Here is a 19039-nt window from a genome sequence, read left to right on the forward strand (position 1 = left end):
CCTGCCGCGTCAAACGCTGGCAGCCAACGGCTGGCCCAGCCGCGCCTGGTGGCGGGCGATTTGCGCACGCACCTGCACCGGGGCCGTGCCACCCAGGGTGTTGCGGGCGTCCAGCGACCCGCGCAGGCTCAGGCAGTCATACACGTCTTTTTCGATCTGCGGGTGAAAGCCTTGCAGCACCGCCAGCGGCAGTTCCGACAAATCGCAGGCGTGCGATTGCGCTGCCTTGACGGCGTGGGCCACGGTTTCGTGCGCATCGCGGAAGGGCAAGCCCTTCTTGACCAGGTAGTCGGCCAGATCGGTGGCAGTGGCGTAGCCCTTCTTGGCGGCGTCTTCCATGGCCTGGGCATTGACGGTAATGCCACCTTCTTTGGCGCCCGTGGCCGGGTTCACCTGGCCACCGACCATCTCGGCAAAGATGCGCAGCGTGTCTTTGAGCGTGTCCACGGTGTCGAACAAAGGCTCTTTGTCTTCCTGGTTGTCCTTGTTGTAGGCCAGGGGCTGGCCCTTCATCAGGGTGATCAGGCCCATGAGATGGCCCACCACGCGGCCTGTTTTGCCGCGCGCCAGCTCGGGCACGTCGGGGTTTTTCTTCTGCGGCATGATCGACGAGCCGGTGGTAAAGCGGTCGGCAATCTTGATGAAAGCAAAGTTCTGGCTCATCCAGATGATGAGTTCTTCGCTCAAGCGGCTGATGTGCACCATGCACAGGCTGGCAGCGGCGGTGAACTCGATGGCAAAGTCGCGGTCGCTCACGGCATCCAGGCTGTTCTGGCAGACCACGGGCTGGCCGCTGGCGTCCACCATGCCCAGGGTGCGGGCCACGCGCTCACGGTCCAGCGGGTAGGTGGTGCCAGCCAGGGCGGCGCTGCCCAGCGGCAGCGTGTTGACGCGCTTGCGCACGTCCTGCATGCGCTCGGCATCGCGGGCAAACATTTCCACGTAGGCCAGCAGGTGGTGGGCAAAGCTCACGGGCTGGGCCACTTGCAGGTGGGTAAAGCCGGGCAGGATCACCTCCACATTCTTGGCAGCCACTTCAACCAGCGCTTGCTGCAGCCCGGTCAGCAGGTCGCCAATCAGGTCGATCTCGCCGCGCAGCCACAGGCGCACGTCGGTGGCCACCTGGTCGTTGCGGCTGCGGCCCGTGTGCAGGCGCTTGCCCGCGTCGCCCACCAATTGCGTCAGGCGCGCCTCGATGTTCAGGTGAACGTCTTCGAGGTCGAGCTTCCATTCGAATGCGCCGGATTCGATCTCGGCCGTGATCTGGGCCATGCCGCGCTGGATATCGGCCAGGTCTTGCGCGGCGATGATGCCCTGCGCGGCCAGCATGTCGGCGTGGGCCAGGCTGCCCGCGATGTCGGCTTGCCACAGGCGCTTGTCAAAAAACACGCTGGAGGTGTAGCGCTTGACCAGATCGCTCATGGGCTCGGAGAACAGGGCCGACCAGGCCTGGGCCTTGGTGTCGAGCTGGTTGTGGGAGGGCTGGGTGGTTTGGCTGGTGGGCATGGGAGGGCAATAATCCGGTGAAACAGACACCCGGAACGCCCGGATGCCGCAATGCAGAAGCCGCAAATTTTATCGACCCCGCCCCCACCGCCCGATGGCAATCGCCCCAAGGCGCACCGGCACCCGCCTGCGGGACGTGCGCTGGTGTTCGATGCCTGTCATGTGGGCGTGGTGCTGCGCACGGTGTTGTTCGTCGAAACCGTGCTGGGCGTGGGCGCCATGTACGGTACCGATACGCTGGTGCAGTGGCTGGCGCAGTTGGCGCTGCTCACGGGCGGCGCCCTGCCCGCTACGCTGGCATGGCTGCTGGCAGCGTGCAGCCTGAAAACCCTGCTGCAACGGCGCAGCACCAGCGGCCAGCTGGCAGCGGGCGTGCTGCTGGGGACGCTGGCGGGCCTGTGCGCCTGCGCCATGCTGACCCTGGTGGGCATGGCAGTGCAGCCGCCGTGGCTGGCCAGCGGTGCCAGCGGCGCGCTGCTGGCCGCGCTGTTGGTGGTGGCGCTGGTGCTGCGCGCACGCGGCAGAACACCTGCGGCCACCACAGCGCGCCTGACCGAGCTGCAATCGCGCATCCGACCGCACTTTTTGTTCAACACCCTCAACAGCGCCATCGCCCTGGTACGCGAAGAGCCCGCCCGCGCCGAGTCGCTTCTGGAAGACCTCAGCGACCTGTTCCGCCACGCCCTCATCGAGCAAGGCGAGGCCGTCACGCTGGCGCAGGAAATCCAGCTGGCCCAGCGCTATCTGGCGATTGAGCAAGTGCGCTTTGGCGATAGGCTGCAAGTGCAGTGGCAACTGGATGCGCGCGCAAGCCAGGCCCAGTTGCCACCGCTGCTGCTGCAACCGCTGGTGGAAAACGCCGTCAAGCACGGCGTAGAGCCCAGCGCGCGCGGCGGCAAGCTGCGTGTGCAAACCGAGCTGCGCGGCAGCCGGGTGGTGGTGCGCATCACCAACACGCTGCCTACCGAAAAACCGGGGGCGGCGGGCTCGCCCTCGCAGGGGCACGGCATTGCACTGGCCAACGTGCGCGCCCGCCTGGCGCTGCTGCACGACATGCAGTGCGACTTCAGCGCCGGCGTGCAAGAAGGGCTGTACCAGGTGCGCATCACCCTGCCCGCACCCCGCGCCACCACAGCCCCCACCACAGCCCCCACCACCGCAACCACACCGTCCCGCCTGCCCGGCACTGCCGCTCCACCAGCCCCACGCCGCCGCGCAGCCGCGCGCCCTGCCCCATGAACATCCTGATCGTTGACGACGAGGCGCTGGCGCGCAGCCGCCTGCGCACCCTGCTGGCCGACATCGCCCCGCCGGGCCTGCCCCACCAACTGAGCGAGGCAGCCACTGCAGCTGATGCCCTGGCCCTGCTGGCACCCACCAGCGGACGTGCCTTTGACGTGGTGCTGCTGGACATTCACATGCCCGGGCAAGACGGCTTGGGCCTGGCGCACACCTTGCAAACGCTGGCCTACCCGCCCGCACTGGTCTTTGTCACGGCCCACACCGAGCACGCCGTGAGCGCTTTTGAGCTGGACGCGGTGGACTACCTGACCAAACCCGTGCGCCGCGAGCGCTTGCAGCAGGCACTGGCCAAAGCGCAGCGCGCCAGCGCCACACAGCCCGCAGCCCCCGCACCCCACGACGGCGAGGTGCTGCTGATCCAAGACCGGGGCCGCACCGAGCGCTTGCCGCTGGCGCAGGTGCTGTACTTCAAAGCCGAACAGAAATACGTGACGGTGCGCACCGCCGCACGCAGCTACATCCTGGACGCCTCGCTCAATGAACTGGAGGCGCGCCACGCACCGCACTTTTTGCGCATCCACCGCAACGCCCTGGTAGCGCAGCGCGCCGTGCGGGCACTGGAAAAGCACTACGACCCCGAAGAGGGCGAAGGCTGGGCGGTGCGCCTGCAAGGGCTGGGTGAGTTGCTGGCGGTATCGCGCCGGCAGGTGGCAGCGGTGCGCGAGGCGCTGACGCGCTGACAAGACCTGCTGCCTGACCCTTGGCGCCTGCCAGAATCTGCCGGTTTGCTGGCCCGCCCCCGGGCACAGCACGTACGGCGCTTCAGGCGCCCTGGCGGTTGCGCATCCAGTCGGCGGTGTTGAGAAAACTCTCGTGCAGGCGCTCGCGCAGGGGCCCGGGGATGCCGGTTTCCAGCATGGCCTGGTTCATGCAGGCCACCCACTGGTCGCGCTCCTTGATGCCAATCGAGAACGGCATGTGGCGTGCGCGCAGGCGCGGGTGGCCAAAGCGCTCGACGAAATAATCCGGCCCGCCCAGCCAGCCACACAAAAACCAGAACAGTTTTTGCTGTGCCTCGTCCAGCGTGCTGCCGTGGGTGGCGCGCAACTCGGCGTAGGCGGGCTCCAAGTCCATCAGGGCGTAAAAGCGCTCGGTCAGGGCCTGCAACTGGGGCTCACCGCCTATCAGTTCAAAAGCGGTGATTTGCGGCGCAGGCGCTGCGGTTTGTACCGCTGGTTCGGCCTGTTCGGTTGGTGCAGGGGCAGATGTCTCGGTGTCGTCTGTTTTCATAGTCAAAAGTGCCTCTATCGCCCTGGTGGTGAGCGCTACCAGCTATCAAAAAATGAGTGAATTTTATTCGGCAGTGCGGCGCAGCATATCCACCACCGGGCGTTGCAGCACCTCGCGCAGGCCCCACCAGCCAGCCAGCAGGGCCAGCACGGCGCCTGCGGCACTGCCCGCCAAGGGCACCCACAGCGATGCCGTCCAGTGGAAATCGAACACGTAACGCGCCAGCGCCCAGCCCACCGCCACGGCCACGCTGCTGGCCAGAAAGCCCGCCAGCAAGCCGACACCAGCCAGCTCGGCGCGCTGCACCTGGCGCAGCAGGCTGGCGCGCGCACCCAGCGCCCGCATGATGGCGAACTCGCGGGCGCGCTCCTCGCGCGTGGCGGTGACGGCGGCAAACAGCACCACCAGCCCGGCCGCCAGCGTGAAGGCAAACAAAAACTCCACCGCCCGGATCACCTGGTCCAGCACGCGCTGCACCTGCGCCAGCGTGGCGCCCATGTCCACGTTGGTGATGTTGGGAAACTGGCGCACCAGCGCGTTGTCAAACCCCGGCGCGTTGGGGGCGCGGTAGGCGGCCAGGTACGTCACGGCCACGCCATCGAGGTGATCGACGGGGTACATGGCAAAAAAGTTGGCCCGCATTGAGCCCCAGTCCACCTTGCGCAGCGAGGTGATGCGCGCATCGGTTTGCACACCGCCAATGTCAAAACGCAGCCGGTCGCCCAGGCGCAGTCCCAGGGTGTCGGCCAGGCCCTCTTCCACGCTGATGGCGCCTTTTTCTTGTGGCGTCCAGCGGCCCGCCACCACCTGGTTGTGTGCGGGTGCCTGCGCGGCATTGGAGAGGTTGAACTCGCGGTCCACCAGGCGCTTGGCACGGTCTTCGGTGTAGTCGTCCGGGCCCACGGGGCGATCGTTCACGGCCACCAGGCGGCCACGGATCATCGGATACCAGTCGTACTGGCGCACGCCCGCAGCTTGCAGCGCCTGCTGAAAGGCGTCGGCCTGGTCGGGCTGCACGTTGATGACGAAGCGGTTGGGTGCGTCGGGTGGCGTGGCCTGGCGCCAGCTGGCAATCAGGTCGGTGCGCAGCAGCACCAGCAGCACCAGCGCCAAGAGGCCCACGGCCAGGCTACTGACTTGCACCACGGCGTAAGCCGGACGGGCGCTGATCTGGCGCGTGGCCAGCACCAGCCAGCGCGGCGCCGTGGCCTCATTCACCGTGCGGCGCAGCAGCTTGACCACTACCCAGGCCATGGCAGCAAACAGCACCACGGCAGCGGCAAAGCCACCCACGGCGATCAGGCCCAGCTTCAGATCGCGGCTGACCACCAACAGCAATGCCGCAAAACCCAGCACGCCCAGCGCCAGCACCGCCAGCGATGCCGGGCGCAACGCCCCCACATCGCGCCGGATGACGCGCAGCGGCGGCACCTGCGCCAACTGCAACACCGGCGGCAGGCCAAAGGCCAGCAGCAAGGTCAGGCCCACGCCCAGGCCCAGCAGCGCGGGCCACAGGCTGGCAGCGGGCAGTGCCGACTCCACCAAGCCCGCCAGCAGGAGCACAAACACGTAATGCACGCCAAAACCCAGCACCACGCCCAGGGCGCTGGCACACAGGCCCACCAAGGCAAATTCGAAGGTGTAGCTCCAGGCGATGGTGGCCTGGCTCTGGCCCAGTACGCGCAGCAGGGCTGACGCGTCCAGGTGGCTGGCGGCAAAACCGCGCGCCGCCAGCGCCACGGCCACCGCCGACAGCAGTGCGGCCAGCAGGGCCACCAGGTTGAGGAACTTTTGCGCGCGGTCCAGCGTTTGCGTCATTTCCGGGCGGCCACTCTCCAGGGATTCGATGCGCACGCCGTGGATGGCGGGCTTTTGTGCTTCCACCGCGGCCCATTGGCTGAACTGCTGCACGGCTGCTTCGGGGCCAGCCACGGCAAAGCGGTAGGTCAGGCGGCTGGCAGGCTGCACCAGGCCGGTGGCGGGCAGGTCGGCCGCATTGAGCATGGCGCGTGGCGCAAAGCTCATGAAGCCCGATCCCCGGTCGGGCTCAATGACGATGGTGCGGGCAATGCGCAGTTGCGCGTCGCCCAGCAGCAGCACATCGCCCACGCGCAGCTCCAGGGCTTGCAGCAAGGGCTCGTCCACCCAAACCTCGCCGGGCGTGGGAATGTCACGGGTAGCCTGACCCACCATACCGGGGCCAGCCGACACGGTCAGGCTGCCACGCAGGGGGTAGCCCGGCTGCACGCTTTTGAGCGCCACCAGCTTGGCCGCGCCACCCTGCGCATCGCTGGCGCGGGCCATGGTCGGAAACCCCAGGGTGGTGACGCTTTGCAGGCCCAGCGCTTGGGCGCGCTCGACAAACGCAGCGGGCGTGGGCTGGTCGCTGGCGACGACGGCATCGCCGCCCAGCAGCTGGCGCGCATCGCGCTGCAAACCGCCCTGCAGCCGGTCGGCAAAAAAGCCCACCGAGGAGAGCGCTGCCACGGCCAGGGTCACAGCCACCATCAGCAGGCGCAGCTCGCCCGCGCGCAGGTCGCGCCACAGCGTGCGCCAGCCCAGTCGGAGAAAAGTGAGGTTCATGGGAGCGGCACCTTAGCGCAAATCACCCGCCCTGCCGGGCTTCAGGGGTACCGGTGCCAGGCGCTTCAAAGCAGGTGCGGGCGCTCAGGCAGCGCCCGTGCGGGGTTAGTCTGATCCTGGCAGCGCGGCGGGCTCGGCCAGCGCGGGCTGTAGCCGCAGCCGCTCAGGGGCGCTGTAGCACAGAAAGCGCCGGTTGGTCGCGCGGCCAATGGCGCACAGGCCCAGCTGCTGCGCCAGCGCGTGGCCCATCTGCGTCATGCCGCTGCGCGAGACGACAATGGGTACTCCCATCTGTGCCGATTTGATGACCATCTCGCTGGTCAGGCGGCCTGTGGTGTAGAACACCTTGTCGGCCCCCGGCAGCCCGGCGTCACCCGCACCGGGCTGCATCCACATCCAGCCGGCAATGGTGTCGATGGCGTTGTGGCGGCCCACGTCTTCGACAAAAATCAGCAACTCTTCTCCCTGGAACAGCGCGCAGCCGTGTACCGAGCCTGCCGATTTGTAGGTGCTTTCTTTGACCCGAATGGCGTTCACGATGCCGTAGAGCTGCGCCTGTGTCAGTTGCGCAGGAGGCAGGTGGATGCGATCGACCTCGTCCATCAGGCCGCCAAAAACGCTGCCTTGGCCGCAGCCGGTGGTCACCACCTTGCTGGCGGTGCGCTCTTCAATGTGGTCTATGCCGCTGCGCGTTTTGACGGCGGCGGCGTTGACCGACCAGTCCACGGTGATGGAGTCAATGTCGTGCACCGATGCCAGCAGCCGCTGGTTGCGCAAGTAGCCCAGCACCAGCCACTCGGGATGGGCGCCCAGCGTCATCAGCGTGACCAGCTCGCGCTTGTCCACGTACACGGTCAAGGCTCGCTCGGCGGGGATGTGGATGCGCTCGCGCTCGCCGCGCTCGTTGACCACCTCGACCGCCTGGGTCAGCGGGGCTTGCGCCTGCGTGAGGCGGGGCAGCCTGAAAAGGCCAGAGGGTGTGCAGTGGGTATCGTTTTGCATGGCGCCAGCGTACAGGCAAAAGAAAACGGCCCCAGCGAGCGTGTGGACGATCTCGCAGGGGCCGCGTGGCAGCGCAAGCGCTACTCAGGATTTGGGCGCAGGCGCTGCCGGTGCCGAAGCGGGGGTTGCCGGTGCGGCAGGCGCAGCCCCGGTAGCGGGCGCACCCGCTGTGGTTGCTGCGGGCTGCTCTGCCGGTGGCGTGTACACAAAAGGCCCCGGATTCACGCAAGCAGCAGTGCTGGCCCCTTCGGCCGCTTTCTGGCGAAAGCGCGCGGCCACCTTGTCCTGCGCCAAGCACAACTGGTAAGCATCTACCTTGCCGCTCCAGGCGGACTTGGCAGCCGCTTCAGCGGCTTTGGCCTGTGCCTCTGGGGTGGCGGCTGGCAATTTGGCCAAGGCCATACAAGAAACAGTGGCGGCCAGTACCGCCAGCAATGGGTTACGCATATTCATAGTCATGGTTTACCTCAGACCTGCGCCGTACGGCCAGCATCAGGAGAAACAGCCACCGGGCCACTGCGCTGGGCAGGAATCTTGCCCGTGCGCACATCTTCGGCCCACAGCGCGTGGTGCTCTTGCGCCCAGCCTTCAGAAACATAGCCCGTTTTCATGGCCTTGTAAGCACCACGCATGCCGACGGTGCCCATGTAGATATGGCCCAGAACCAGCGCCATCATCCAGATGGCCAACGCAGCGTGCAGCATGTGGGCAATCTGCATCTGCCCGCGCAACTCACCCACGCCGGGGATGAGCTTATCCAGCACCAGGCCCGTGCCTACCACCACGATGCCGGGGATGGTGACACCCCACCAGAACAAGCCTTTTTCACCCGCATTGAATCGGTGCGAAGGCACCTGATCGTGGCCACCCAGCATGCCGCCCGCCTTGCTGAGCCAGACAAAATCAGCGCGGTTGGCAATGTTGTCTTTGACAAAGGTCACGATGATGACCAGCAACGACACGGCAAACAACGGGCCCATGAAGTTATGCACGTTCTTCAAGGCAAAAGTGAGCCAGCCAAACAGCGCACTGCCCATCAGCGGCAGCAGGAAGAACTTGCCAAACGCCATCACGATGCCCGACAGCGCCAGCGCAATGAAGGCGAACGCATTGGCCCAGTGTGCGGCGCGCTCAAACGGCGTGAAACGCTCGATGCGGCGCCCCGTGTCGGGGTGCTCGTGGCCCATGGTGCCCTTGGCAAAGTAAAAGATGGACAGGGCCAACACGACGATGCCCAGCAAGGCGGCGCCATAAGGAATGATCCACTGGTTGCGCACCTGACGCCAAGCCTCACCCGCATTCGTCAAGCGCGAGCCAGGGTACTGCACAAACGGCTGGATCAGGTTGCCCGCCTCGGGGGCCTGCGTTTTAGGCAGGCTGCTGTAGCCGGTCACGCCCTGCCCTACCTGGCGCCACATCGGCGCGTTGTTACCGGGCTGCACCTGGGCACGCTCGGCATTGGTCTGGCTGGCATAGCCACTGTCCTGGCTGGCGTCTGGCTTGACCTCAAAAATGCTCTGACTCTGGATGCCAGCGATGACAGGCGCCGCAACAACCGCTGGTGGCGATGGTGTGACCGCCGGACTCGCGGGCGCCTGCGCCCAGGCGGCTGGCGCAAGTGCCGCGCCGCTGGCCACCAGCAAAGCGCACACAAGGTGTTTCATGGGTTTCATGGCGAACCTCGCAATCAAGGCATGCGGGAGTAATCGTTCTGACCACGCTGCTGGCGTGCGCGCAGGTGCTGCTCCCAGCTGGTTTTGTCGCCAGGCGTCCAGCCCTGCTGCACAAAATTGCTGCCCGTGCCCTGATAAGACGCCGTGTCTTTTTTCGAGCCGGTGGCTGTTTGTGGTCGCTCGCCACAAGCTGCCAGCGCCAGCACAGCGGCCATGGCGCTCCCAATGACTACAGTGCGTTTCATGGCTTGGCTCCTTCGGTGGCCTGCACGGGCGGCTGACCGGCTTGTTTGGAGCCGTACGCTGTTCCCCAGCCCCATACCTCGGCACCTTTACCGCGCTGCACCACACGGCTGCGGAAAATATCGGCAACCACATCGCCATCACCGGCCAGCAAGGCCTTGGTGGAGCACATTTCCGCGCAAGCGGGCAATTTGCCTTCGGCCAGGCGGTTGCGACCGTATTTCTCAAACTCTGCCTGGCTGCCGTTGGCCTCGGGGCCACCGGCGCAGAACGTGCATTTGTCCATCTTGCCGCGCATGCCAAAAGTGCCTTGCGACGGAAACTGCGGCGCGCCAAACGGGCAGGCATAGCTGCAATAGCCGCAGCCGATGCAGACATCCTTGTCGTGCAGCACCACACCTTCATCGGTGCGGTAGAAACAGTTGACCGGGCAAACGGCCATGCAAGGCGCGTCGCTGCAATGCATGCAGGCCACCGAGATGGACTTCTCGCCCGGCACACCGTCGTTGAGCGTGACCACGCGGCGGCGGTTCACGCCCCAGGGCACCTCGTGCTCGTTCTTGCAGGCAGTCACGCAGCCATTGCATTCGATGCAACGCTCGGCGTCGCAGATAAATTTCATTCGTGCCATGTCGGTCTCCAATCGGTGGTGGCTTTAGGCTTTTTCGATGTTGCAGACCGTGGTCTTGGTTTCCTGCATCATGGTCACGCTGTCGTAGCCGTAGGTCGTGGCGGTGTTAACGGCCTCCCCGCGCACGATGGGTGCTGCGCCCTTGGGGTAGTGCGCCAACATATCCACGCCCTGCCAGCGGCCCGAGAAGTGAAACGGCATCCAGACCGTGTCCGGGCCCACCCGCTCCGTGACCAGCGCCTGCACATTGAGCCGTGCGCCGGTGGGCGAGCTGAGCCACACACGCTCGCCGTTGCGGATGCCCCGGTCAGCTGCCGCCTTGGGGTTGATTTCCACAAAGGCCTCTTGCTGCAACTCGGCCAGCCAGGGATTGGAGCGGGTTTCCTCGCCACCGCCTTCGTACTCGACCAACCGGCCCGAGGTCAGGATGAGCGGGAATTTTTCATAAACCTTGTCCGCCACGTTCTTGTCCTGGATGGACTTGTAGAGCGTGGGCAGGCGCCAGAAGGCTTTTTTGTCGTCGTGGGTGGGGTACTTGGCCACCATGTCCGGGCGCGTACCGTACAAAGGTTCGCGGTGCTGCGGGATCGGGTCGGGAAAGTTCCAGACCACCGCACGCGCCTTGGCGTTGCCAAACGGGTGGCAACCATGCACCTTCATGACCACGCGCTGTATGCCGCCAGACATGTCGGTTTTCCAGTTCTTGCCCTCAGCGGCGGTTTTTTCCGCGGCGGTGAGGTCATCCCACCAGCCCAGCTTTTTCAGCAGCACATGGTCAAACTCGGGGTAGCCGGTGGTGATGTCGGCACCCAAAGAGTGGGAACCGTCTTCGGCCAGCAGCGTTTGACCATCGCGCTCCACACCAAAGTTGGCGCGGAAATTGCCACCACCATCCATCACGTGCTTGGAGGTGTCGTACAGGTTGGGCGAGCCAGGGTGCTTGAGCTCGGGCGTGCCATAGCAAGGCCAAGGCAGGCCGAAGTAGTCACCCGCAAAGTCGTAGCCGGTTTCAGGGTCTTTGCCACCCTTGGCCTTGAGGGTTTTCACGTCGAACACATGCATGTTCTTCATGTGGGCCTTGAGGCGCTCAGGGCTCTGGCCGGTGTAGCCAATGGTCCACAAGCTCTGGTTGATTTCGCGCAGGATGTCCTCGACCACGGGCTCATCCATGCCCTTGACCTTGTGCAGCTTCACGTTCTTGATCAGCTCTTTGTCAAAGCCCAGTTTCTGTGCGAACTGGTACATGATCATGTGGTCAGTGCGGCTCTCCCAGAGTGGCTCAATCACTTTCTCACGCCACTGGAGAGAGCGGTTGGAGGCCGTGCAGGAACCGCTGGTCTCAAACTGCGTGGCCGCAGGCAACAGGTACACGGCACGGTTGGGATTGAGGTCTTCGGGCTTGCCGGGCATGGCGGCCATGGCAGCGGTGGCCGATGGGTAAGGATCTACCACCACCAGCAAGTCGAGCTTGTCCATGGCGCGCTTCATCTCCAAGCCGCGCGTCTGCGAGTTGGGCGCATGGCCCCAGAAGAACACACCGCGCAGGTTGGAGTCCTGGTCGATCAGCTCGTTTTTCTCCAGCACACCATCGATCCAGCGCGATACCGTGATGCCGCTTTTGGTCATCATGGCCGGGCTGGCATAGCGGCCCTTGATCCACTCAAAGTCGACGCCCCAGGCTTTGGCAAAGTGCTTCCAGGCACCTTCTGCCAGGCCGTAGTAACCGGGCAAGGAGTCGGGGTTAGGGCCCACGTCGGTAGCGCCCTGCACGTTGTCGTGGCCCCGGAAAATGTTGGTGCCGCCGCCGCTCTTGCCCACGTTGCCCAACGCCAGCTGCAACAGGCACGAGGCCCGCACAATCGCATTGCCAATACTGTGCTGCGTCTGGCCCATGCACCAGACAATCGTGCCTGGCCGATTTGCGTTCAGGATGGTCGCTACCTTGAGCACCTGCGCCTCGGGCACACCGCAGGCCTCTTCCACTTTGTCGGGCGTCCACTTGGCCAGGACTTCTTCGCGCACCTTCTCCATGCCATAGACACGGTCGTGGAGGTACTTTTTGTCTTCCCAACCATTTTTGAAGATGTGGTACAGCAGACCAAACAGGAAAGGAATATCGGTGCCGGAGCGAATGCGCACGTACTCGTCGGCCTTGGCAGCGGTACGGGTAAAGCGCGGGTCCACCACAATCATCTTGCAGCCGGTTTCTTTGGCGTGCAGCATGTGCAGCATGCTCACCGGGTGGGCTTCGGCAGCATTGGAGCCGATGTACAAAGCGACCTTGCTGTTTTGCATGTCGTTGTACGAATTGGTCATGGCGCCATAACCCCAGGTGTTGGCCACACCAGCCACCGTGGTGCTGTGGCAGATGCGCGCCTGGTGATCGCAGTTGTTGCTGCCCCAGAAGCTCATCCACTTGCGCAGCAAATAGGCCTGCTCGTTGTTGTGCTTGGACGAACCGACCACATACAGCGAATCAGGCCCGCTGGCCTTGCGCAGCTCCAGCATCTTGGCCGAAATTTCGTTGAGGGCCACATCCCAGCTGATGCGCTCGTACTTGCCGTTGACCAGCTTCATCGGGTAGCGCAGGCGGTATTCGCCATGGCCATGCTCACGCAGCGACGCGCCCTTGGCACAGTGCGCCCCCAAATTGATGGGGGAGTCGAACACAGGCTCTTGACGAACCCAAACGCCATTTTCGACCACCGCATCCACCGCGCAGCCCACCGAGCAATGGGTACACACCGTGCGACGCACCTCGATTTTGCTGCTGCCAACAGCCACCTTGGCGCCTTCGGCGGCATTGGATTTTTTCACCAGCGTCAACTGGGTAGCTGCCAGGCCCACGCCCACACCCAAACCCGAGCGGCGCAAAAACGCGCGGCGGTCCATTGTTGGCAGCGCTTGTGCCAAGCCTCTGCGCAAGCTGTGAACAAAAGGCGAAGCGCCTGATACCGGCGCCGCAGAAGAAGTTTTTTTGGTCAGCAACATGGCGCTGCCCTCCTGTCAGATTTGTGTGGTCTTGTAGTAGTGCTTCACGTGCTCAGACAGGTGGTAACCACCACCACGCTCAGGCATCTCACGGGCAGGCAAAGAAGGCGCAGCAGCGGGCTCACCCACTGCACGTGGCAGAGCCACCACCGCAGTGGCAGCGGCACCGGCAGCAGCGGCTCCAGCAAAAAAACTGCGGCGAGAGGGGGTGTGCGGGCGATCCTGCATCGTTGTCTCCAAAAGCTGTCGGTTATGAATCACTGTGCATACAGTGGTGCGAGTCTATGCGACAGCACACTGCCTGCGCAATTCTTGTGCCGTATCCCCCCCTGGGTCTTCTACACAATTACACACAAGTCACCGGCCTGGCGATGGGGGTTCAAAGACAAAAAAGCGCAACCAACGCATGCCAGCAAGGCCCAACAGGCCCCGGCAGTTGCATGAAATACTCGTCTTCAGCGACGAAGCGCAGGGTAAGTGACTTGTCCGCGCTGGACGAAGTCAGCTTGACCACCTGCTCCTGGTCGCCCCGGGCGCTCAGGCGCCGCTAGCGGCTGTAGCGCAGCGTGCAAACCTACAGGTGGAAATCGCCTGCGGCTTCCGGTTGGTACAGCACCTTCTCAATCCGGATGTGGCGGGTTCGGTTCGTCATGCGCCAGTCGAAGGCATCACCCTCTTTGTAGCCCAGGATCGCGGTGCCAATGCCGGAGCAAACCGACAGCTTCCCCGCACTACCGTCCGCATCTTCTGGATAAACCAGCGCCACTTCTACTTTTTCATCGTCCAGCTGCACCAAGGCCCTGGAATTCATCGTGACAACATCCTGCGCCACTTGGTGCGGATCAACGACGATGGCCCGCTCAATCTCGTGCTCCAGCTCGAACACAGTGGAGGTGTGCTCGAACGCAAGCAGGCTCCTGAGCCGCGCTTTATCGACTTCGGTAATGTGGATATCGGTGACGTAATCTGCGGGGCTTTCGCGCAACAGCCGGAGATACCGATCCGAGGTCATGGCAAAGGAATGCAGGGCAGGCGTCTGGCTTTCCAGCAGGAAACCGCAGCGTTCAAAGGCTTTCAGCGAGCGCTCGTTGTCCGCGTGGATTTTGGCGATGAGTTTCTCGGCCCGCATGTCGAAGAACGCGAGCTTCATGCCTTCGCGTATGGCGCTGGCCCCGAGCTTGCGGCCCCAGTTGTCGCGGTTGCCGATGACCAAGACCATCTCGCAGTCCGTACCTGCCTTGACGAGACGCACAAAGCCGACCGGCACATCATCCCGGTCGTAGGCCATAAAGAACCGGCCACCTTGGTTGAACAGATGCGTCAGGATAGGCAACTGAACCCGCCCAATGACCTGCTCAATGAAGCGCGAGACGTGGCGCGAATCGCTCAGGTAGCGGGTCACGTGCTCGTCTTCCAACCAGTCCATGAGATTGAATGCGTCTGCCCGAGTGATCTCGGGACACAGAGATATGAAAGGCTTGGTCATCTTCACCACATTTGGCTGCAAGAATGAAAGCCTTTCATGGCTGCGGCCATGACGGTTCTTTCGATAGAGTGCTTATTTTAGGACAGCGTGAGCGCGGCGATTCAAGGCATTGCTGAACCCGTGCGTCTCACGCGGCAAATCAGGCAAGTCCAACTTCACTTCTTGGCACCCAGTCGGCAGCTCCCATGCAGGTTCCAACCTGGAAGTGCCCCATGCATACCAAGGGCCAGGGGCTCAGACCCTTCACCATGATCTACCTCAACACCCTGGACAACCAACTGAAGTGGCCCAGTTCATCGAAACGCGCTACAGGCTCGTCAAAATCGCGCGCGCAACCAGCTAAAATACGCAGCTTCCAACCCCGGAGACTTGGGTGAGTGGTTTAAACCAGCAGTCTTGAAAACTGCCGACGGGCAACCGTCCGTGAGTTCGAATCTCACAGTCTCCGCCAGCATTCAGCCCTAAGTAATTGATTTACTTGGGGTTTTTTCTTTTGTACCTTGTTCGGTATGCCATCTGGTATGCCATGGCATGCTGGCTTGGACTAGACGTTTTTGGACAAGCCTGGAAGCGTTACCGCTCAACAGACTGACGACCTCAACGTATCCAACGCACTCACGCACCTCTTAATCTACAGGTTTGCCACCACAGCGGCACAACTCACGCGCTATGCAGACCAATGACCACAGCCACACATTTCTCCTGCGGTTGGTCGTCATAGTCCAATAGATAGGCCGCAAGCGCCTTGCTAGCGCACTCTCAGCCCTTGCTGCGGCTGATCGACTCACCGGCATGTGTCTTACCAGATAACGCTATGCCAAGCCCAAGACGGCGACAGTACAAAAAAACCAACGTACCGATCCAGACGTTGATCAACAACCTGCTCTATCAAACGGACAGGGTCGTACACATGAAAGTACATGTTGCGCCCCCTGGTGTTTACACATTCCTGCCAGCCAGAACACCCTGTGCCTTGATCATTCCACCTGGGCAAGACAATGGAGCACCTTGCCCGTAGGGCATGACAAGTAGGCTTGCAGTGGATGTCTATTTTTTCAGTGCTGAAGAAGCACTTGGAACTCTTGCCTTTGAGTTCCTGAGCTGTTTTCCTGACAACACCAGCCCCAGTATTGCAAGGATACTTGACATTATTTTCTTCTTGTTTTAAAAATCACAAGAAAATATCAAAGAATTTATATCAACAAAGCTACCAAAAGCCCTATAGAGAAGACTTCGGCATGGGGTTAATGGGTAGGTAGCCTCATATGCAAAAAAGCGCTCACAAGCGATTTTGTGGCGCTCTTTATACACTACTGCTGTAACCACTCTTTTTTAGTCGCTTGCCTCAATACAAAGCAAGCGACCAACAGTAGAACACCAGCTAAATTCGACTCGTTCCAAAGGAGTGAATTCCTTCTCCAAATTGTTTCGTGTTTAATTTGGATAAATAGCTGACACGATAAAATGCTTCCTGTATAGACTGTTTATCACTTCGATGAATGGAGTACACCGGATTGGAAGGTATATTGACCAAGCCCAACGTATCATCGACATAAACACCTAAAGCACTCGCCCAAGCTTCGTGGATTCTGGTGAACATATTGTTGCTGTTCAGATCAAATTTACCGATAAAAGCGTAGGCGTCTTGATTCACCAAAATAGCAACGTGAAAATGTGTACGTCCAACAGCGCTGGACTCTCTGCACCAGATGTAGCGCAATTCGGTTTCATTGACTCGGTTGCCTGCACGGATGCTGTGAACCTGAGAGCAGGTAATTTTGCTCTTCAGCGATGCAAAGAAACGAGCCATCAGAGAATTATCAGTAAGCGCTGACATTGCGTAGTTATCTGGTACGTGCAAGTCAAAACGCATCATGCATACTCTCGGGTAGTGCTGCAACGACCTGACAAAGCAGTTCAATGTCTTGTTCAAGTAGTTGGCGATGAGGGGGCCATGTTCTTCTTGAACCTTGAAGTTCTGAAAATGGCCACCTGAGTGAAGCTTTTGATTGGTGTTGTATGGATTTCTCTTCATTTTAAAATTTAACTATTTTATTTCAATGAGCAACTTATAAATTATTGAGATGACTAGCGTTGCAAACAAAACAACTTCGCTACTCATAATTTTATCAATTGATGTTTATTTAAACTTATTTAGTGTATTTATTTCATATCTGACCTATTTATTTTATAGTGTTAAATATATTATATATATATTACTTAAACATGCAGCCAATTTCATATATTTCTATTGAAAATAAATTCAATCTATATAAAGCAACACCTCCTCAATAAAAATAATCACTCTGTGAAAATATCAATTATAAAAATCTTGTTTTCCAGTATGATCAACTTCAATAAAACTTCTTACATCATCAGAGGATAACCCGCGACTGCCATCCAGCCCACTCAGACAGGGGGTGAATCCATTCATTTCTTTGCTCCAGGGAGTGCTTGCGGGAGCACCGAAAATATTCGCTCTCAGATCAAAAGGAAAATGCACCAGTAGTCCGCGTTTCGTGTTTTCGCAGATGAGCTTGCGTTCGTTCACCAGCATTTCGATCGCTAGCTCCAGGCTTGCCGCGTTACGGATAGCGCGTGGCCCAAATTGCAGCAGCTCGCGCCGCGTGTACTTGCGGCAGCCTCCCCCTAGTTGGCTCTGCGCCTTGGTTTGCATCCATTGCAAAAGCGCACTGGCGTTTTCTTTCACCCGAAGCGCTGAGGCACCTTTGCCCAGATGGCGATCAAACGCATACAGGTGCCAGCGCACTATCCCCACAGCATGCTGGATGGATTTCAACGAAATCTTGCAGGCCTCAGGATCTTGGAAAACCTCGAACACGGCGGCCAGACGCGCCGCATGCTCGGCTGCCTTGGCGGCGAAGTCCTTGATCGAGCACCAGGCACCTGTATCAGGCTTCAGCTCGGCTTCCACCTGATTGAAAAATTGCACCCAATAGCGGCGCGCGTCGTCATCGAAAGTGAGAACCTGCCGCGCAACGCCCTGGCTGTGACGATCAAAAGAAAACTCCAGCAGGGTGCGAATGCGATTTTGAAATTCCACAATCGCAGCAGACAAATCACTTGCGTGGCCCCACTCAGACACCGCCCGCTTGCCCGCCGTGGACGTCGGAAACGACAGCAACGCGCGCGCCAGAAAGCCACTGTGGCGGGCGTGTTCGTCCCTGCCTTGGCTCATTGCCTCGAACGAGTCTGGTTGCACGGCCAACGAAATCGAGAGCCGCGCACCGGAGATGAACGCACTTTTGGTCTTGTCGCGCCTGTCTACTTCGATAACCTGGCCGTCCCAACAACGGTTGAGCAGCGGCAAATTGCCCATGGTGCGGCCTCGCATCAGGTCTGCCGCCTCGTTGGAGTGCAGCACCGCCGTGCAAATGTTGACTTCCAATTCCCCGCAAAGGGCAGCAGGGGTGATGTCGGACAGCGCGATGCGCAAGCGCTGAGGCGGCTTGGGGGCCGCATCATGGTGTGCGCGCAGCAGTTCCTCAAGGTCGTCGGTCGGGTCGCCCATCGCTGTAGCCTTTTGCAGGTTGCGCTCCATGCCCTTCAGCTTGACGCGCCACACCCGCTCGTCGGTTTGAAATTTCCGCAGATTCAACTCAAACTCAGCCCGCTGATCGCGATCGAATTGCGCCACAGGTGCGAAGAAAAAGTGATCGGCAGCCGACTTTCTTTCTCCCGATTCGGCCACTGTCACAAAATTGAGCGAAAGCGGCACGGCACCTGGGATGGTGGGACGTTGCACATCTGCAAGCCCCTGGCAAGCCGTTGCTGCGCTGGCCAATGCCGACGCCACGATCAGTGCGAGGGGGGCTTGGGTGATAGCCTTGACGTCTTCGACCGCCGCGCGCATGGCGGCAGGGAGCGCGTCCAGAGGGTAGTCGTCCTCATGGAGGATGAACACGCCATCAGCCATGGTGTGCCCCCTGTTGTGTGCGCTTCCCAGCTTGTGCGTCCAGCCATGCCAAAACCTCACCCAGACGCCAGCCCACGGCACCACGCATCTGGCACGGGCCATGAAGCGGCACGGGCCGGGGAAAGCTCGGGTCAAAATATCGACTGCGCGGGTTGAAGCGCGCGTAGATGCTCGACCTGCCCAGGCCGACCAATTGCAGAAGCTGAGGCAGACGGCAGATCGCCTGGGGCGAGGTGGTGTTTGGTGAAATTGTTGCGAGCATTTTTTGCACTCCGTTGATTGCTGATGCCCCGATCGTCTCGTAAGCCCTCCACCCGATCAAACGCAGAATTTGCTTTCTGGTGCTTTTTGCACTGCAAACTTCTTTTTCAAGCAGTTGATTTACAACGACTTTTTGCTTTCTCTCACCTGCGCTGCTGGAAAGCAAAACTCCGCCCGAGAGACTTGAGCAAGCA

Annotated in this window: 16 protein-coding genes and 1 tRNA gene; 3 read left to right on the top strand and 14 right to left on the bottom strand. The window is 61.2% G+C overall.

What is annotated here, in order from left to right:
• Positions 1-9: 9 nt before the first annotated feature.
• Entirely contained in the window at positions 10-1506 is a 1497-nt protein-coding gene (gene argH, locus EV674_RS03590; RefSeq protein ID WP_119012011.1) for an argininosuccinate lyase, read from the bottom strand.
• A gap of 51 nt (positions 1507-1557) precedes the next feature.
• Between argH and EV674_RS03595 the strand changes: the two genes are divergently transcribed.
• The gene (locus EV674_RS03595; RefSeq protein ID WP_119012012.1) at positions 1558-2745 is read left to right on the top strand and encodes a sensor histidine kinase; all 1188 of its coding nucleotides are present in this window, start codon (positions 1558-1560) and stop codon (positions 2743-2745) included.
• The gene (locus EV674_RS03600) at positions 2742-3488 is read left to right on the top strand and encodes a LytR/AlgR family response regulator transcription factor (RefSeq protein ID WP_119012013.1); all 747 of its coding nucleotides are present in this window, start codon (positions 2742-2744) and stop codon (positions 3486-3488) included. The genes EV674_RS03595 and EV674_RS03600 overlap by 4 nt, the downstream gene beginning before the upstream one ends.
• Before the next feature lie 82 nt (positions 3489-3570).
• Here EV674_RS03600 and EV674_RS03605 read toward each other — a convergent pair whose 3' ends face one another.
• From EV674_RS03605 to EV674_RS03650, 10 genes are all read right to left on the bottom strand, one after another.
• The gene (locus EV674_RS03605) at positions 3571-4038 is read right to left on the bottom strand and encodes a group II truncated hemoglobin (protein WP_119012014.1); all 468 of its coding nucleotides are present in this window, start codon (positions 4036-4038) and stop codon (positions 3571-3573) included.
• A gap of 63 nt (positions 4039-4101) precedes the next feature.
• Complete coding sequence (locus tag EV674_RS03610) at positions 4102-6621, bottom strand: ABC transporter permease (protein WP_119012015.1); 2520 nt, start codon at positions 6619-6621, stop codon at positions 4102-4104.
• A gap of 105 nt (positions 6622-6726) precedes the next feature.
• Entirely contained in the window at positions 6727-7623 is an 897-nt protein-coding gene (locus EV674_RS03615; RefSeq protein WP_119012016.1) for a formate dehydrogenase accessory sulfurtransferase FdhD, read from the bottom strand.
• 84 nt (positions 7624-7707) lie between these two features.
• Positions 7708-8076, bottom strand: a complete 369-nt coding sequence (locus EV674_RS03620; protein ID WP_241524860.1) for a hypothetical protein — start codon at positions 8074-8076, stop codon at positions 7708-7710.
• Positions 8077-8090: 14 nt separating this feature from the next.
• Complete coding sequence (locus tag EV674_RS03625; RefSeq protein ID WP_119012060.1) at positions 8091-9287, bottom strand: formate dehydrogenase subunit gamma; 1197 nt, start codon at positions 9285-9287, stop codon at positions 8091-8093.
• Positions 9288-9310: 23 nt separating this feature from the next.
• Positions 9311-9541, bottom strand: a complete 231-nt coding sequence (locus EV674_RS03630) for a hypothetical protein (RefSeq protein WP_119012018.1) — start codon at positions 9539-9541, stop codon at positions 9311-9313.
• Positions 9538-10170, bottom strand: coding sequence for a formate dehydrogenase FDH3 subunit beta (gene fdh3B / locus EV674_RS03635; RefSeq protein WP_119012019.1), 633 nt, complete (start codon positions 10168-10170; stop codon positions 9538-9540). Before fdh3B ends, EV674_RS03630 begins: the two co-directional genes overlap by 4 nt.
• A gap of 24 nt (positions 10171-10194) precedes the next feature.
• Positions 10195-13161, bottom strand: coding sequence for a formate dehydrogenase subunit alpha (locus EV674_RS03640; protein WP_119012020.1), 2967 nt, complete (start codon positions 13159-13161; stop codon positions 10195-10197).
• A gap of 15 nt (positions 13162-13176) precedes the next feature.
• A complete protein-coding gene (locus EV674_RS17685) occupies positions 13177-13389 on the bottom strand; it encodes a formate dehydrogenase (RefSeq protein ID WP_119012021.1) in 213 nt (70 codons plus the stop codon).
• Between the two features lie 346 nt (positions 13390-13735).
• Positions 13736-14647, bottom strand: coding sequence for a bifunctional GNAT family N-acetyltransferase/nucleoside diphosphate kinase regulator (locus tag EV674_RS03650; RefSeq protein WP_119012022.1), 912 nt, complete (start codon positions 14645-14647; stop codon positions 13736-13738).
• 363 nt (positions 14648-15010) lie between these two features.
• On the opposite strand from EV674_RS03650, the gene EV674_RS03655 reads away from it, so the two are divergent.
• Positions 15011-15098, top strand: a tRNA-Ser gene (locus EV674_RS03655).
• 930 nt (positions 15099-16028) lie between these two features.
• Here EV674_RS03655 and EV674_RS03660 read toward each other — a convergent pair.
• The 3 genes from EV674_RS03660 to EV674_RS17690 form a co-directional block, all read right to left on the bottom strand.
• Entirely contained in the window at positions 16029-16682 is a 654-nt protein-coding gene (locus EV674_RS03660) for an inovirus Gp2 family protein (RefSeq protein WP_119012023.1), read from the bottom strand.
• Between the two features lie 282 nt (positions 16683-16964).
• A complete protein-coding gene (locus EV674_RS03665; RefSeq protein WP_157983660.1) occupies positions 16965-18584 on the bottom strand; it encodes a DUF3987 domain-containing protein in 1620 nt (539 codons plus the stop codon).
• Positions 18577-19011, bottom strand: coding sequence for a helix-turn-helix transcriptional regulator (locus tag EV674_RS17690; protein ID WP_119012025.1), 435 nt, complete (start codon positions 19009-19011; stop codon positions 18577-18579). Before EV674_RS17690 ends, EV674_RS03665 begins: the two co-directional genes overlap by 8 nt.
• Positions 19012-19039 lie beyond the last annotated feature (28 nt).

It is taken from the genome of Simplicispira metamorpha (genome assembly GCF_004341365.1).
Classification (GTDB): domain Bacteria; phylum Pseudomonadota; class Gammaproteobacteria; order Burkholderiales; family Burkholderiaceae_C; genus Simplicispira; species Simplicispira metamorpha.

What these genes read in the sequence shown, in the direction of transcription:
- EV674_RS03610 (WP_119012015.1), bottom strand. Translation starts at nt 6,621, where the DNA reads ATGAACCTCACTTTTCTCCGACTGGGCTGGCGCACGCTGTGGCGCGAC.
- EV674_RS03665 (WP_157983660.1), bottom strand. Translation starts at nt 18,584, where the DNA reads ATGGCTGATGGCGTGTTCATCCTCCATGAGGACGACTACCCTCTGGAC.
- fdh3B (WP_119012019.1), bottom strand. Translation starts at nt 10,170, where the DNA reads ATGGCACGAATGAAATTTATCTGCGACGCCGAGCGTTGCATCGAATGC.
- EV674_RS03595 (WP_119012012.1), top strand. Translation starts at nt 1,558, where the DNA reads ATGCAGAAGCCGCAAATTTTATCGACCCCGCCCCCACCGCCCGATGGC.
- EV674_RS03605 (WP_119012014.1), bottom strand. Translation starts at nt 4,038, where the DNA reads ATGAAAACAGACGACACCGAGACATCTGCCCCTGCACCAACCGAACAG.
- EV674_RS17685 (WP_119012021.1), bottom strand. Translation starts at nt 13,389, where the DNA reads ATGCAGGATCGCCCGCACACCCCCTCTCGCCGCAGTTTTTTTGCTGGA.
- EV674_RS03660 (WP_119012023.1), bottom strand. Translation starts at nt 16,682, where the DNA reads ATGAAGAGAAATCCATACAACACCAATCAAAAGCTTCACTCAGGTGGC.
- EV674_RS03625 (WP_119012060.1), bottom strand. Translation starts at nt 9,287, where the DNA reads ATGAAACACCTTGTGTGCGCTTTGCTGGTGGCCAGCGGCGCGGCACTT.
- EV674_RS03630 (WP_119012018.1), bottom strand. Translation starts at nt 9,541, where the DNA reads ATGAAACGCACTGTAGTCATTGGGAGCGCCATGGCCGCTGTGCTGGCG.
- EV674_RS03650 (WP_119012022.1), bottom strand. Translation starts at nt 14,647, where the DNA reads ATGACCAAGCCTTTCATATCTCTGTGTCCCGAGATCACTCGGGCAGAC.
- EV674_RS03600 (WP_119012013.1), top strand. Translation starts at nt 2,742, where the DNA reads ATGAACATCCTGATCGTTGACGACGAGGCGCTGGCGCGCAGCCGCCTG.
- argH (WP_119012011.1), bottom strand. Translation starts at nt 1,506, where the DNA reads ATGCCCACCAGCCAAACCACCCAGCCCTCCCACAACCAGCTCGACACC.
- EV674_RS03620 (WP_241524860.1), bottom strand. Translation starts at nt 8,076, where the DNA reads ATGAATATGCGTAACCCATTGCTGGCGGTACTGGCCGCCACTGTTTCT.
- EV674_RS03640 (WP_119012020.1), bottom strand. Translation starts at nt 13,161, where the DNA reads ATGTTGCTGACCAAAAAAACTTCTTCTGCGGCGCCGGTATCAGGCGCT.
- EV674_RS03615 (WP_119012016.1), bottom strand. Translation starts at nt 7,623, where the DNA reads ATGCAAAACGATACCCACTGCACACCCTCTGGCCTTTTCAGGCTGCCC.